We start from the raw sequence: 14,057 nt of genomic DNA on the forward strand, positions 1-14,057 counted from the left end.
AGGGGTCCCCATGGCGTGCAGCGCCGGACGCACCAACGGTGCCCGGCCCCTGTACGCGTCCGTCGCGACGTCGCACTACTCGCTCAACCTTTCCTCGGAAAACGGGATTCGGACCATTTTACGGGCCCGAACTGGGAAAACCCCCAGCTAGAACCCCAGCTTCACGAGTTGCTTCGGATCGCGTTGCCAGTCCTTGGCCACCTTGACATGCAGGTCGAGGTAGATCTTGGTCCCCAGGAGAGCTTCGATCCCCCTGCGGGCGTTGGTCCCGACCTCCCGCAGGCGGCTTCCGGCTTTACCGATAATGATGGCTTTCTGGGACGGACGTTCGACGTAGAGATTGACCCGCACATCAAGGAGCGGATTGTCCTCGGAACGGCCCTCGCGCGGGACGATTTCCTCGACCACCACTGCCAGGGAGTGCGGAAGCTCGTCCCGGACGCCCTCCAAGGCGGCTTCCCGGATCAGTTCGGCGACCATGACGGCTTCGGGCTCATCCGTCAGTTCACCGTCAGGGTAAAGAGGCGGAGAGGACGGCAAGTGCCCAATGAGAACGTCGGCAACTGTATCGACCTGGAAGCCGTCGGCTGCAGAAACCGGAACGATATCCGCCCAGCCTTGCTCGCCGAGGACTTCGCGACCCAGCGCGGCTACGGCCAGGAGCTGCTCGGTCAGGGCCTGACGGTCCACGAGATCGGTCTTGGTGACAAGTGCAATGATGGGCTTGCGTCCGACAGCTGCGAGCTGGGCCGCGATGTACTTGTCACCCGGACCGATTTTCTCGTTGGCCGGGAGGCAAAAGCCAATGGCATCCACTTCGGAGAGGGTGTCCGCGACGAGGTCGTTGAGCCGCTTGCCAAGAAGGGTGCGGGGGCGGTGCAAACCCGGAGTGTCCACGAGGATGAGTTGGGCATCCTCGCGATGAACGATGCCGCGGATAGTGTGCCTGGTGGTCTGCGGCTTTGCCGAGGTAATGGCGACCTTCTGGCCAACCAAAGCGTTGGTGAGGGTCGACTTTCCCGCATTGGGACGGCCCACAAGAACCGAGAAACCCGCGTGGAAGCCGCCGAAGTCCTGATCGGCGTCGAACTTCTTATTGTGCTTGCTCACGTGGAACTCCCTGTTGCGTTGTGTCGGCCTCGTCGAGAAGGTCTTCAAGGTCAGTGTCTGCTTTTGGAATGGCTGCCGCAATGATATGGCTGACCCGGTTTCGCCGGCCTTCCAGCCTATCGGCTTTCAACGAGATCCCGCCCACCTCCACTGCGCTGCCGACAATCGGGACTTTCCCCAGGGTCTTGGCCAAGAGGCCGCCCACTGTGTCCACTTCGTCGTCGTCGAGGTCAATGTCGAAAAGTTCTCCGAGGTCGTCAATGCTCATCCGTGAGCTGACCCGGTACGTGCCATCTCCCAGGTCAGTGACCTCCGCATCGGTGGAATCGTACTCATCAACGATCTCCCCCACGATTTCCTCAATGAGGTCCTCCAGCGTCACCAGTCCCGCGGTGCCGCCGTACTCGTCAATGACCACGGCAACGTGGGTGGATTCCTGCTGAAGCTCGCTGAGGAGTTCGCTCACAGGCTTCGACTCCGGAACGAAACGTGCCTCGCGGGCCAAAGCATCCACGTTCTGGCGCACTGACGGCTGTTCCGGACGGTGCAATGCAGCAGCAACATCCTTCAAATAGAGGATGCCGCGGATCTGATCTGCGTTCTCGCCGATCACGGGAATCCTTGAGTATCCGGAGCGCAGGAACAGGGCCATGGCCTGCTCCAGGCTCGAGCCGGAATCTATGCACACAATATCCGTCCGAGGGACCATCACCGAGCGGACCAAGGTGTCTCCGAAGTCGAAGACCGACTGGATGAGTTCGGCCTCGCTGTCCTCGATCATGTCCGACTCCGAGGCCCTGTCGACAAGCTCACGGAATTCTTCCTCGCTGAAGAATGCCTCATCGCCGCTCGGAGCACCAGGGGCCACGACGCTGCCGATCGCGACGAGCCATCCAGGGATGGGCCCCAGGATCCAGCACAGGAACCGGATGAGCGGAGCCGAGTAGCGAACCACGCTGCCCGGGTGGGCGCGTCCTAGTTGCCGGGGCGAGACCCCTACGAGCACGAAACCGATCACGGCCATGATGCCGGTTGCGGCCAATCCGGCAAGCCAAACGTTCTCGAGGAGACTATGCATGACCACTGCGACAGCCACGGCCGCCGCCATCTCGAACCAGACCCGCCAGAATCGCAACGCGCGAATGTGCGCAATGGGCTGGTCAAGGATACTGCGCAGCGAATTCCCCCGGCTCCTGACGACGGCTTGCTCTGCATCGTGCCGCGGCAGAAAGGTAAAGGCAGCCTCCGCCGCGGTCAGCAGGCCAACAACGCTGAGGAACACCAAGGCCATGCCAACCAGGATGACTGAGGTCACTGCATGGTCTCCATGGGGGCGTCCTTGCCAAGGAACGCGGAGAGGAGCTCACGCTGCAGACCGAACATTTCTTCCTTCTCCTCCGGCTCGGCATGGTCGAAGCCAAGGAGGTGGAGGATTCCGTGGGTGCAGAGCAGGAGCATTTCATCCTGGGTCGAATGACCCGCGTTGCGCGCTTGGACCTGTGCCACCTGCGGGCAGATCGCAATGTCGCCCAGCATGCCCTGGGGAGCCGGCTTGCCTGGTGTTCCCGGCGTCAGCTCGTCCATGGGAACGGACAGTACATCGGTTGCGCCCGGCTCGTCCATGAGCTCGATGTGGAGCTTCTCCATGGCAGGCTCATCCACAAGGAGAATGGAAAGTTCGGCCTGGGGGTGAATGTAGAGCCGTTCGAAAATAAACCGCGAAAGCGTCACCAATTGTGCCTCGTCCACCTGGACGCCCGACTCGTTGTTGACCTCGATGCTCATCGGTGCTCTCCCCGTTTGTCGTGCGTGGGCGTGTGCTGGGCACGCACCCGATGCTTTTCGTCCCATACGCTGTACGCGGACACAATGTCGGCCACCAAACGGTGGCGGACGACGTCGGAAGCGTCCAGCATCGTAAAGTTCACGCCATCGATCCCCTGCAGGATTTCCTGCACGATGCGCAGGCCGGACGTGGCGCCGAAGGGCAGATCCACTTGGGTGACGTCGCCCGTGACAACCATCTTGGAACCGAATCCAAGCCGGGTCAGGAACATCTTCATCTGTTCCGCGGTGGTGTTCTGGGCTTCATCGAGGATGATGAACGCGTCGTTGAGCGTGCGGCCGCGCATGTAGGCAAGCGGCGCGACCTCGATTGTCCCGGCTGCCATGAGGCGCGGGATCGATTCCGGGTCCATCATGTCGTGCAGGGCGTCGTACAAAGGACGCAGATACGGATCGATCTTGTCGCTCAGTGTTCCGGGCAGGAAGCCGAGACGCTCCCCCGCCTCGACGGCTGGCCTGGTAAGGATGATGCGGCTGACTTCCTTGAGCTGCAGTGCCTGAACTGCCTTGGCCATTGCCAAGTACGTCTTACCGGTGCCGGCAGGGCCAATCCCGAAGATGACTGTGTTCTCGTCAATGGCATCGACATAGTTCTTCTGGTTCAGCGTCTTGGGCCGAATGGTGCGTCCGCGGCTGGAAAGAATATTGTGGGTCAGGACTTCCACGGGGTTTTGCAGGGACTGGCTACGCAACAAGGAAACGAGCTGCTGAAGCACGTCCGGGGTGATAACCGTCCCCTTGTCCACCAGGCCGCGAACTTCTTCAAGCAGGCGCATGATCCTGGGGACATCGCTGGCCGGCCCGCTGAAAGAGAGCTCGTTGCCACGCACATGAAAATCGACGCCGGGGAACTGGGCTTCAATGTAGCGCAGCGCCTCGTCATGGCTACCAAGGGTCTGAACCATCTGATCAGAGTCGTCGAAGACAACAACTTCCGTCCGGGCACCCGGGACAGAGTGTGGGAACTCGGCCGGACCTGTGTCTACGCTGCTGGCCCTGGGCCGCCCGTTCAATGATTCTGTCATAGTGCTGGCCTTGTGGCCTGTGCTCCTCCGGCTTGGTCATATCCATCGATTTGCTCCGATGTCCGTTCGCTGGATGGGCGCAGGATCGCGGGCCTCGGATTGCTTTCAATCCTACGCCAGCCGGTGTCCGAGGTGATGCCAGCGAGTATCGAGCACAGCGTTGAACAGCCGGACCCTGCCCTTTTTGGTATCAACTCCGCATCGACCTCGTATCAATCGGATTGCAGTTGCCCTCCGGGGCATCGAATCGCCGGTCAGCGCCGGTCAGTCTATGACAAGCTGATTAATGGGCAAAAATGCCCCTGTGCCCGCCATCGGGCGCATGACTCCCCCGCGCTGCAGCGGCCGAACACGAGCAGGAATCCACCATCACCAGGCCAGCCGGCATTTCACAGGGCACACGCACCCGGATTCGATCCGCCGTGCTTGTGGCCTCGCTGACGGCTGCCTTGTCCCTTTCGGCGTGCGTCGCCGATCGCACGGAACAGGGATCGACAACGACGCTCCCGAGTCCGCCTGCCAGCCTGCAGGCTGCCCCGGACAATAACGCTCCGCTCGAAACAACCCAGGCCTCAAACAAGATTCCGGTGTACTGGATTGGACGGAGTGACCAGGACACGTTCCTGTATCGCGAATTCCGCGACAACCCGGGCAACGAGAACCCCATCACCACGGCCCTGCGGATCATGATGTCCCAGAAGCCGCTGGACCACGACTTCTTCACGCCGTGGCAGAATCCAAGCAGCCTGGCAACGTCGATTTCCGGCAAGAACGTGGTTACCGTAGATGTTTCCCGCGACGCGTTCAATTCCAACCTCGACCCCGGCATGGCGCAGCGAGCGGTCCAACAACTCGTCTACACCGCCACCGCTGCTGCGGCGAGTTCGGGACTGATCGATTCCGGTCAGCAAATCAAGGTGGCCATCTTGGTGGACGGGCACACGGACTATATGGCGTTCGGACAAGTGAAACTCGGAGATGCGATGGTCCGCGACGCTGCCATGGTAGCTCCCGTCTGGATCATCGACCCGCAAGAGGATCTGACCTTGCCTGCCGGTCCGGTGAAGTTCAACGGGCGCAGCACCGACCCCTCAAAGAAACTGCACTGGCAGATCTTTCGCGAAAACTCGAATGGCGAGAAAACATCCTATCTGGCCGGTCAGACCACCGCCTCCACCGTGGCAGGACAGGGCGGAGTTTTCACCCTCACGGTGGGGCTCGGAACGGGCCGCTATGAGTTGCGTGTTTCCCTTGTGGGACCCAACGACGCGGATATCGCTACGGATACCCGCTCCTTCAACGTTCGCTGATTCCGGTACGCGGGCAGCGCCTCCCCAATCCTCACCTCCCCAATCCTCACAGAGAGTCTTGGCTACCAGCGCCCGAGTATGTCACTGGCGAGCACGACGGCGGCCGGCCCCGCCGTCGAAGAGCGAAGGACGTGGTGCCCCAAGAGAGCGGTGACGGCGCCGACGTCGCTGAGCTTGGTCACTTCGCGCGGCGAAATGCCACCCTCCGGGCCGACAATGAGCAGGACTTCCCGTCCGGCGTCGTCGGCCCTGTCGGGAAGGCGCTCCCGCCACGTCTCCAGCACCTCCCGCAGGGGGCGCTTTGCGTCCTCGTGGAGGATGATCGCCAGATCCGCGGCGGCGACAGCCGAAATCAAGCCGGAACCGTCGACGGCGGCACGCACTTCCGGAATCCACGCTCGCCGCGCCTGTTTGGCGGCCGCGGTGGCCACGGATTGCCACTTCGCGTGGGCTTTGGCTGCCCGGTCGCCCTTCCAACGGACGATGGAGCGTTCTGCCTGCCAGGGCACGACCGCGTCGATCCCGAGTTCCGTTGCCGTCTCGACGGCGAGCTCGTCGCGATCGCCCTTGGCGAGGGCTTGGACCAACACGAGCCGCAACGTCGGCTGCTGTTCCTCCACCACATCCGCGGCAAGAACCGTGAGGGTTCCCTGGCCCGATTCAGTCACGGTTCCCGTCAGCCGTTTGCCGGCGCCGTCGGCAATGTCAACTGCTTCACCGATCTCCAGTCGCTTGACGGTAACAGCGTGCCTTGCTTCGGCTCCTTCGAGTACGAAAACGTCGCCACGCCCGAGCCCGTCCAGCGTTCCGGCTGCTGTGAAGAATACGGGGTTGCTCACCGCTACAGGTTACCGAGCTTGTCCCGCAGTTTCGCGAACATGCCACCGCTGGCCACGAGCTTGCCCTCGGTGAACTGCTCTCCGCGCATTTTGGCGAGTTGGCGCAGCAAATCTTCCTGTGCGGGGTCGAGCTTGCCGGGCGTCTCAACATGCAGGTGCACCTTGAGGTCTCCGCGCCCGTAGCCGCGGAGATGGGTGACGCCCAGTCCGCGCAGGGTAATGACCTCGCCGGACTGTGTGCCGGACTTGACGTCGATCTCCTGGGGTCCGTCGAAAGTGTCAAGCTGTAGCTCAGTACCGAGTGCCGCAGCTGTCATGGGTACGCTGAGGGTTGCGTGCAGATCGTCGCCTTCACGCATGTAAGTGGGATCGTTGTTGACACGAATCTCCACGTAGAGGTCGCCGGGAGGGCCGCCGGCGGGGCCCGCTTCGCCTTGCGACGACAACTGGATGCGTGTTCCGGTAGCCACGCCGCCTGGCACTTTGACGGTCAGCGAACGGCGGCTGCGGATGCGGCCCTGGCCGTTGCACTCATTGCAAGGGTCCTTGATGATGGAGCCGAAGCCCTCGCATGAGCCACACGGTGCGGCGGTCATGACTTGGCCGAGGATGGAACGCACGGCCCGCTGGACCTGACCCGAGCCACCGCAGATGTCGCAACGCTCGGGGTGGGTGCCCGCACGGCAGCATGAGCCCTCGCACGTGGGACAGATGACCGCGGTATCGACCTCAAGCTTCTTGTTGACGCCGAAGACGGCATCCCGCAAATCGATACGGACGCTGATCAGGGCATCCTGACCGCGGCGCATGCGAGACGCGGGTCCTTGCATGCCGCCGCCTCCTCCGCCGAAGAAGGTGTCGAAGATGTCTTGGAAGGCGAATCCTTGGCCTGCGTACCCTCCGCCGAATCCGTTGTCGGTCCCGTTCTCGTTGCCCGTAGCGTCATAGACGCGGCGCTTCTGGGGGTCGGAGAGGACCTCGTAGGCGTGGGTGACGGCCTTGAACTCCTCGGCCGCACCTGCCCCGGGGTTTACATCGGGGTGCAGCTTGCGGGCGAGCTTGCGGTAGGCCTTCTTGATCTCCTCGCCGGTTGCTTCCGGCGAGACGCCCAGAACGTCGTAGTGACTGCTCAAAGTCGGTATCTCTTCCTTGTTTTACTGTTACACAGCGTATCTTGCCAGGAGGTTTCCAGCCGAGGCCGTCATCCGCCCAGAATGCGGGAAAGGTAGCGTGCGACGGCGCGGACCGCCGCCATGGTGTTGGGGTAGTCCATCCGGGTAGGTCCAAGAATGCCGATCTTTGCGCTGCTTCCGGGACCGTAGCCGGTGGCAACCACCGAGGCTTCGGAGAGACCGTCGTAGGGATTCTCGCGACCGATGCTCACGGTGACTCCCCGGGGGTCCTCAGCCATGTCCGACAGCAGTCGCAACATGACCACTTGCTCCTCGAGCGCTTCGAGGACAGGACCGATACTCAGCGGGAAATCCACGTTGGAGCGGGCCAGGTTCGCCGTGCCGGCCATGACCATCCGTTCGTCCCTGCTTCTGTCGGCAAGCCTTTCCAGGCCGTGGGCAAGGACGCCCGCAAGCCCCCGGAGCGCCGGTGGACACAGGGCAACGACCGAAGGCAGCACCTGCGTCATCAGATCAAGCTGGGAACCGGCAATGCTCCCGAGGAAACGCGCGCGCAAGGCCATGATGTCCTCATCGCTGGCATCCGCTCCGGCGTGGACAACTCCCTGTTCAACTTTGCCGGTATCTGCGATCAATACCACTAAGACCTGGCGGGGCGCCAGAAGGACGAACTCAATGTGCCGCACCCGTGCGCGGCTCACGTGCGGGTACTGGACGACGGCGACCTGGTTGGTCAGCTGCGAGAGCAAGCGGACGGTGCGCTCAAGGATGTCCTCGACGTCGTCCGGCCCTTCCAGCAAAGAGTGGATGGCCCGGCGCTCAGCAGCAGAGAGCGGCTTCACCTCGGAAATGCGGTCGACGAACAGGCGGTAGCCCTTGTCCGTCGGGATGCGGCCGGCGCTCGTGTGCGGTGCGGCGATGAGGCCTTCTTCTTCCAAAAGGGCCATGTCGTTGCGGATGGTGGCACTCGACACTCCCAAATGGTGCCGCTCGACCAAGGCTTTGGATCCGACGGGCTCGCGGGAGTGAACGTAGTCCTCTACGATGGCGCGCAACACTTCGAGCTTGCGTGGTTCGCTCACTGCCCACCTCCATTCAACAGCCGGTTCTTCAACGATTGGCCCTTAATCGGCCCTCAACAACAATTAGCACTCAACATGCCCAAGTGCTAACAAGTCTAGTATGAGCCACCCCGTTGTTAGCATTGGTACCGCTCGCGGCGAACATGATTCCCGCGCGGTCCTGCGGAATCGCCAGGACTTCATCGATCCTCCTAGCGCAAAGTGGTGTGAAGACTGTGTCTTACGACAATTGGGGCCCGCAAGATCTCACCTCGCCCGCCAAGAAGCAGCTGCCCGAGGTGCCGGTCGAACGCGGGATGGTTCTTGAAGATGTGCAATCCGGTTGGGTCGGGGCCGTGACCAGGGTCGAAAAGTCCGGTGGCATGCACATTGTTGTGCTGGAGGACCGACGAGGGAAAAACAAATCATTCCGGCTGGGCTTCGGGTTTCTGTTGGATGGGCAAGCAGTCAAGCTCCTGCCGCCCGCGCCCCGTGCGGCAGCCGGAAAGGGTGCGGTTCCACCAGCCAGGACCGCATCGGGATCCGTCCGCGTGGCGGACCAGCGAGCCCGGGTCGCCAAGGCAAGCCGGATCTGGGTGGAAGGCAAACACGACGCCGAACTGGTCGAGAAGGTCTGGGGAGACGATCTTCGGGTCGAAGGCATCGTCGTCGAACCTCTGCATGGGGTGGACGACCTCAAGGCCGCTATCGCCGGGTTCTCCCCCGGGCCGGGCCGTAGGCTCGGGATCCTCGTGGACCACTTGGTACGGGATTCGAAGGAATCACGGATTGCCGCCGACGCCATGACTCTGCCCGGCGCGGCAGGAAACGTGCTGATCGTGGGGCACCCCTACATAGACGTCTGGCAGGCCATCCGCCCCAAAGTCCTCGGGATCGAACAATGGCCGACTATCGCCCGTGGCACCGATTGGAAGACCGGCATCCTGAAGTCGTTCGGCTGGCCCCACGAGACGGCCGAGGACATCGGCCTTGGCTGGCAGAAACTTCTCGGGGCCGTCCACAGCTATGCGGACTTGGAGGCGTCGTTGCTCGGGCGCGTCGAAGAAGTCATTGATTTCCTCACCATGCCGTGACGATTCCCTTCGGATAGCGCTCGCTTCACCACCCGCGCAGGCATGGTATATCCGTCCCCAGGTCAGCTACTTGGTCCCGTGATCACACGCCGAGCAAGTATTCTGGGACAGCAACACTCCACCGATAGATACTCGAAGGAAGAAACTGTGGCAGACAACGCTCCTGACGAACAGGACGGCGCCTCTGGCCGATCCCAGTACCACGGCGTTCCTGCCAACGCGCTGCCCCTAACCGCTGCGGAAGACCGTCAATGGGCCACGCTGGCGCATTTCGGCGGGATCCTTGGCTGCGTGCCTTCGCTGCTGATCTACTTGATCTTCCGCGAACGCGGCCCGTTCACGGCACAGGAATCCAAGGAAGCGCTGAACTTCACCTTGCCTCCAACGGTTGCTGCAGTGCTCGCCAACATCCTGGTCTTGCTCCCGGTAGTGGGAAACCTGTTCGCTGTCCTTGCCACGGCGATCTGGGTGGCGCTGACGTGTTTCTCGGTGTCCGCCGGCATCCGGGTCAACCACGGGCAACCGCACCGCTACCGCTTCAACCTCCGCTGGATCAAATAGCTACTCCGGAAGGATACGCCGGACCACGGCATCAGCCAGTAGCCGGCCCTTGAGTGTCAAGACAAGCCGTCCTTGGAAGGCCGCTGCAGGTTCAACCAGGCCGTCCGCAATAAGGCCTGCGACAGCGTGGCGACCCACCTTGTCGAGGGCATCGACCTGAAGCCCGGTGCCGAGGCGCGCCTCCAGCATGATGCGTTCCACTTCCCGGGTTCCGGCGTCGAGCGTTTCCCGTCCAGCTGCAGGCGACACTCCGCCACCGAGCCTGTTGGCATAGGCCGTGGGGTGTTTGACGTTCCACCAGCGGACGCCGCCCATGTGGGAATGCGCGCCGGGTCCGATGCCCCACCAATCGTCTCCCCGCCAGTAGGCAAGGTTGTGTTTGCACGCCTGTTCGGGTGTGCGGGACCAGTTGCTGACCTCGTACCAGTCCAGCCCGGCTGCGCTGATCAGCTGATCGGCGAGTTCGTACTTGGCGGCGTGGTCGTCGTCGTCGATTCCGGGAACTTCTCCGCGCCGGATCTGTGCGGCCAGCTTGGTGCCTTCTTCCACAATCAGCGCATAAGCGCTGATGTGGTCCGGATCGTATGACAGGGCCGTCTCCAAGGAGGTCTGCCAATCGGCCATCGATTCCCCCGGAGTGCCGTAGATGAGGTCCAGGCTCACTGCCAGGCCGGCGTCGCGAGCCCATTGGACCACTAACGGGACCCGGCTGGGCGTGTGGGTTCGGTCAAGGACCTTGAGGACGTGCGGGACCGCCGACTGCATGCCGAAGGAGACCCTTGTGAAGCCGGCGTCTGCGAGCAGTTGAAGCGATTCGGGCGTCACCGAGTCCGGGTTCGCCTCAGTGGTGACTTCGGCTCCGGTTTCCAGACCCCAATGCCCGACGGCGGCCGTCAGGATGCGTGCCAGATCTTCAGCGGGCAGCAGCGTCGGTGTGCCGCCGCCGAAGAACACCGTGCTCAGGGGCCGCTGCGGGAGCCCGGAGGCCTCCATGGCCCGGACGGCGAAGTCCACTTCCGAAATGGCAGTAGACGCGTAGGCGTCCTGAGAGGCGCCACCCCCAAGCTCAGTGGCGGTGTAGGTGTTGAAATCGCAGTACCCGCAACGCACGGCACAGAAAGGTATGTGGACGTATAACCCGAACTTACGTGACTCGACGCCGTCGAGCACCTGCGGTGGCAAGAGCCCATCAGCAGGTGCCGGATCCCCGAGGGGAAGGACACTAGGCACAGGACCCTCCGGGTGGCCATGCCGTGCCCGAGCCTTCAACGCGCTCCGGTCCCGGAGTGTTCCGGGCGAACAGCCCCATTACTTCTTGGCCTTGTCCTTGGATTCGTCGGTGGTCAGGGCTGCGATGAACGCTTCCTGTGGAACCTCCACGCGGCCCACCATCTTCATGCGCTTCTTGCCTTCCTTCTGCTTTTCCAGAAGTTTGCGCTTACGGGTGATGTCACCGCCGTAGCACTTGGCAAGGACGTCCTTGCGGATGGCGCGGATGCTCTCACGGGCAATGATTCGCGAGCCGATGGCGGCCTGGATGGGCACCTCGAACTGCTGGCGGGGAATGAGCTCACGCAGCTTGCCCGTCATCATGACGCCGTAGGCGTAGGCCTTGTCGCGGTGGGTGATGGCGCTGAAAGCGTCAACCTGCTCGCCCTGGAGCATGATGTCCACCTTGACCAGGTCGGCAACCTGCTCGCCGTCGGCCTTCCAGTCCAGCGAACCGTAGCCGCGGGTCTTTGACTTGAGGATGTCGAAGAAGTCGAAGACGATCTCGGCCAGCGGGAGGCGATACCGGATTTCCACCCGGTCTTCGGAGAGGTAATCCATGCCGCCCATGACGCCGCGGCGGCTCTGGCACAGCTCCATAATGGCACCCACGAATTCGTTGGGCGCCAGGATGGTGGCGGACACCATCGGTTCACGGACCTCGGCGATCTTGCCGGTGGGGTATTCGCTCGGGTTGGTGACGTGGAGGACCCGCTTGTCCTCCAGCGTGACCTCGTACTCAACGTTGGGAGCGGTGGAGATAAGGTCGAGGTTGTACTCCCGCTCAAGCCGCTCACGGGTGATTTCCAGGTGCAGCAGGCCAAGGAAGCCCACGCGGAAACCGAACCCCAGGGCCGCAGATGTCTCCGGTTCGTAGACGAGCGCTGCGTCGTTGAGCATCAGCTTCTCGAGGGCATCCCGCAGCACCGGATAGTCCGTGCCGTCCAAGGGATACAAGCCGGAGAAGACCATGGGCTTCGCGTCGGCGTAACCGGCCAGGGACTCCGCTGCAGGCTTGGCCAGATTGGTCACGGTGTCGCCGACCTTCGACTGGCGGACGTCCTTCACGCCGGTGATCAGGTAGCCCACTTCGCCGACGCCCAGTCCCTTGGAAGGAGTGGGTTCCGGGGAGCTGACACCGATTTCGAGGAGCTCGTGGGTGGCGCGGGTGGACATCATCTGGATCCGCTCGCGCGGGTGAAGCATGCCGTCCACCACGCGGACGTAGGTGACTACGCCGCGATAGGTGTCGTAAACGGAGTCGAAGATCATAGCGCGGGCCGGAGCGTTGGGGTCCCCTACAGGAGCCGGCAGATCGCGGACGATCTTGTCCAGGAGGGCCTCCACTCCGGCCCCGGTCTTGCCGGATACCCGCAGCACGTCTTCGGGATCTCCACCGATCAGGTTGGCGAGTTCCGCGGCGTACTTTTCGGGCTGGGCGGCCGGGAGGTCAATCTTGTTGAGCACCGGGATGATGGTGAGGTTGTTTTCCATCGCCAGGTAGAGGTTTGCCAGCGTCTGGGCCTCGATGCCCTGAGCTGCGTCCACCAGAAGGACCGCACCTTCACAGGCGGCAAGGGAGCGGGAAACCTCATAAGTGAAGTCAACGTGGCCAGGGGTATCGATCATGTTCAGGGCATAGCTGGTGCCGTCGAGTTCCCAGGGCATGCGGACAGCCTGGGACTTGATGGTGATGCCACGCTCGCGTTCGATATCCATTCGGTCCAGATACTGGGCCTTCATGTCGCGGGACTTAACGACGCCGGTGTACTGCAACATGCGGTCGGCCAAGGTGGATTTACCGTGGTCGATGTGGGCGATGATGCAGAAGTTCCGGATGATGGCCGGATCTGTCGCGGCGGGCACCGGTGCGGTGCGGGCCATGGGAGACACGCAGGATCCTTACTGTCGATACTCACACGGCTCCGCCCCGGACTGGTCTTCACCATTCCGGCCGACGCCGCATATCTGAACTAATAGTCTCCCATGAACACGGCGCCGGTTGTGCACTGTGATCGGGCGCTGTCGCAATGTGAGCCACGTATTGTGAGCGACGCGGCACCGCAATGGAAAGTACGGTAGTGCCATGGCATCGGACACACATTTGTTTGGCAGGCTCATCAAGGGCTCCCTGGGCTACCTCCGACGGATCATCGGATCGCCCACAGGTACGCGCCCTGGCCAACCCCCGAAAGCCAGGGCCGCGGCGAAGGCCAGCCGGACCCGGAACGCAGGCACCGGCGTCGGGCAGCTTGCCCGTCCATATCCGGGTGACTTCCGGGGCAAGGTGTCTCCGCGATACTCCCCCAACCCTGACGCCAAACCCGATCCCGGAGAGATTGTGTGGTCCTGGGTCCCTTACGAAGAGGACCATTCACAGGGCAAGGACCGGCCGGTCCTCTTGATAGGGCGCGACGGCGGGTGGCTGCTCGGGCTGATGCTCACCAGCAAAGACCACGACAACGGCCACCGCTCCGACGACTATGTCGACATCGGCAAGGGTCCCTGGGACCCTCAGGGGCGGCCCAGCGAAGTGAAGGTAGACCGGGTGGTGCGGATCAACCCTTCGGACGTGCGCCGAGAGGGCGCCATCCTGGACAAACGCACTTTCCAGCTTGTGGCGCGGAGGCTGGGCGGGCGGGCGACCCGACTCGGTCTAGATGGCAACTCCCTGGAAAGGCGTTGAGTCTGATAATATTCATGGCTGTGTGTCCGTGCAGGTCGACGGGCACTCATGGTTGGCTGCCATAGGCATCCCCACGCCGCTCAGTCGATGGCCAACCTGATAACCCTCTAGACCAATTTCCGCA

Annotated in this window: 13 protein-coding genes; 4 read left to right on the forward strand and 9 right to left on the reverse strand. The window is 62.6% G+C overall.

The window, feature by feature from the left end:
• Positions 1 to 147 precede the first annotated feature (147 nt).
• Genes era through A3M3_RS0115600 form a run of 4 tightly spaced genes read right to left on the reverse strand, consistent with a single transcriptional unit; the run spans position 148 to position 3,980 of the window.
• Entirely contained in the window at positions 148 to 1,110 is a 963-nt protein-coding gene (gene era, locus A3M3_RS0115585) for a GTPase Era (protein ID WP_028267097.1), read from the reverse strand.
• Positions 1,094 to 2,425 (reverse strand): hemolysin family protein, encoded by a 1,332-nt coding sequence (locus tag A3M3_RS0115590; RefSeq protein ID WP_028267098.1) that lies wholly within the window; start codon positions 2,423 to 2,425, stop codon positions 1,094 to 1,096. Before A3M3_RS0115590 ends, era begins: the two co-directional genes overlap by 17 nt.
• A complete protein-coding gene (ybeY, locus tag A3M3_RS0115595) occupies positions 2,422 to 2,895 on the reverse strand; it encodes an rRNA maturation RNase YbeY (RefSeq protein ID WP_028267099.1) in 474 nt (157 codons plus the stop codon). The genes A3M3_RS0115590 and ybeY overlap by 4 nt, the downstream gene beginning before the upstream one ends.
• The gene (locus A3M3_RS0115600; RefSeq protein ID WP_028267100.1) at positions 2,892 to 3,980 is read right to left on the reverse strand and encodes a PhoH family protein; all 1,089 of its coding nucleotides are present in this window, start codon (positions 3,978 to 3,980) and stop codon (positions 2,892 to 2,894) included. Before A3M3_RS0115600 ends, ybeY begins: the two co-directional genes overlap by 4 nt.
• A 422-nt stretch (positions 3,981 to 4,402) precedes the next feature.
• Between A3M3_RS0115600 and A3M3_RS0115605 the strand changes: the two genes are divergently transcribed.
• The gene (locus tag A3M3_RS0115605; protein ID WP_442853107.1) at positions 4,403 to 5,290 is read left to right on the forward strand and encodes a GerMN domain-containing protein; all 888 of its coding nucleotides are present in this window, start codon (positions 4,403 to 4,405) and stop codon (positions 5,288 to 5,290) included.
• Positions 5,291 to 5,352: 62 nt separating this feature from the next.
• Here A3M3_RS0115605 and A3M3_RS0115610 read toward each other — a convergent pair whose 3' ends face one another.
• The 3 genes from A3M3_RS0115610 to hrcA all read right to left on the reverse strand — a co-directional run bounded on the left by A3M3_RS0115610 (position 5,353) and on the right by hrcA (position 8,344).
• Positions 5,353 to 6,129 carry a 16S rRNA (uracil(1498)-N(3))-methyltransferase gene (locus A3M3_RS0115610; protein ID WP_028267102.1) on the reverse strand — a complete coding sequence of 259 codons (777 nt, stop codon included), beginning with the start codon at positions 6,127 to 6,129 and terminating at the stop codon, positions 5,353 to 5,355.
• Between the two features lie 2 nt (positions 6,130 to 6,131).
• On the reverse strand, positions 6,132 to 7,262 hold the full coding sequence (dnaJ, locus tag A3M3_RS0115615) for a molecular chaperone DnaJ (protein ID WP_028267103.1): 1,131 nt from the start codon (positions 7,260 to 7,262) through the stop codon (positions 6,132 to 6,134).
• Between the two features lie 68 nt (positions 7,263 to 7,330).
• Positions 7,331 to 8,344, reverse strand: coding sequence for a heat-inducible transcriptional repressor HrcA (hrcA, locus tag A3M3_RS0115620; RefSeq protein ID WP_028267104.1), 1,014 nt, complete (start codon positions 8,342 to 8,344; stop codon positions 7,331 to 7,333).
• Between the two features lie 215 nt (positions 8,345 to 8,559).
• On the opposite strand from hrcA, the gene A3M3_RS0115625 reads away from it, so the two are divergent.
• Together A3M3_RS0115625 and A3M3_RS0115630 are read left to right on the forward strand one after the other, a co-directional pair.
• The gene (locus A3M3_RS0115625) at positions 8,560 to 9,417 is read left to right on the forward strand and encodes a DUF3097 domain-containing protein (protein WP_028267105.1); all 858 of its coding nucleotides are present in this window, start codon (positions 8,560 to 8,562) and stop codon (positions 9,415 to 9,417) included.
• Positions 9,418 to 9,564: 147 nt separating this feature from the next.
• Positions 9,565 to 9,978, forward strand: coding sequence for a DUF4870 domain-containing protein (locus tag A3M3_RS0115630; RefSeq protein WP_028267106.1), 414 nt, complete (start codon positions 9,565 to 9,567; stop codon positions 9,976 to 9,978).
• On the opposite strand, the gene hemW is transcribed toward A3M3_RS0115630, so the two are convergent.
• Positions 9,979 to 11,208, reverse strand: a complete 1,230-nt coding sequence (gene hemW / locus A3M3_RS0115635; RefSeq protein WP_028267107.1) for a radical SAM family heme chaperone HemW — start codon at positions 11,206 to 11,208, stop codon at positions 9,979 to 9,981.
• 78 nt (positions 11,209 to 11,286) lie between these two features.
• A complete protein-coding gene (lepA, locus tag A3M3_RS0115640) occupies positions 11,287 to 13,140 on the reverse strand; it encodes a translation elongation factor 4 (protein ID WP_028267108.1) in 1,854 nt (617 codons plus the stop codon).
• Between the two features lie 193 nt (positions 13,141 to 13,333).
• Between lepA and A3M3_RS0115645 the strand changes: the two genes are divergently transcribed.
• Positions 13,334 to 13,933 (forward strand): type II toxin-antitoxin system PemK/MazF family toxin, encoded by a 600-nt coding sequence (locus tag A3M3_RS0115645; protein WP_028267109.1) that lies wholly within the window; start codon positions 13,334 to 13,336, stop codon positions 13,931 to 13,933.
• Positions 13,934 to 14,057 lie beyond the last annotated feature (124 nt).

Origin of the sequence: Arthrobacter sp. MA-N2, from assembly GCF_000517125.1 — a bacterium.
GTDB lineage: Bacteria > Actinomycetota > Actinomycetes > Actinomycetales > Micrococcaceae > Arthrobacter > Arthrobacter methylotrophus.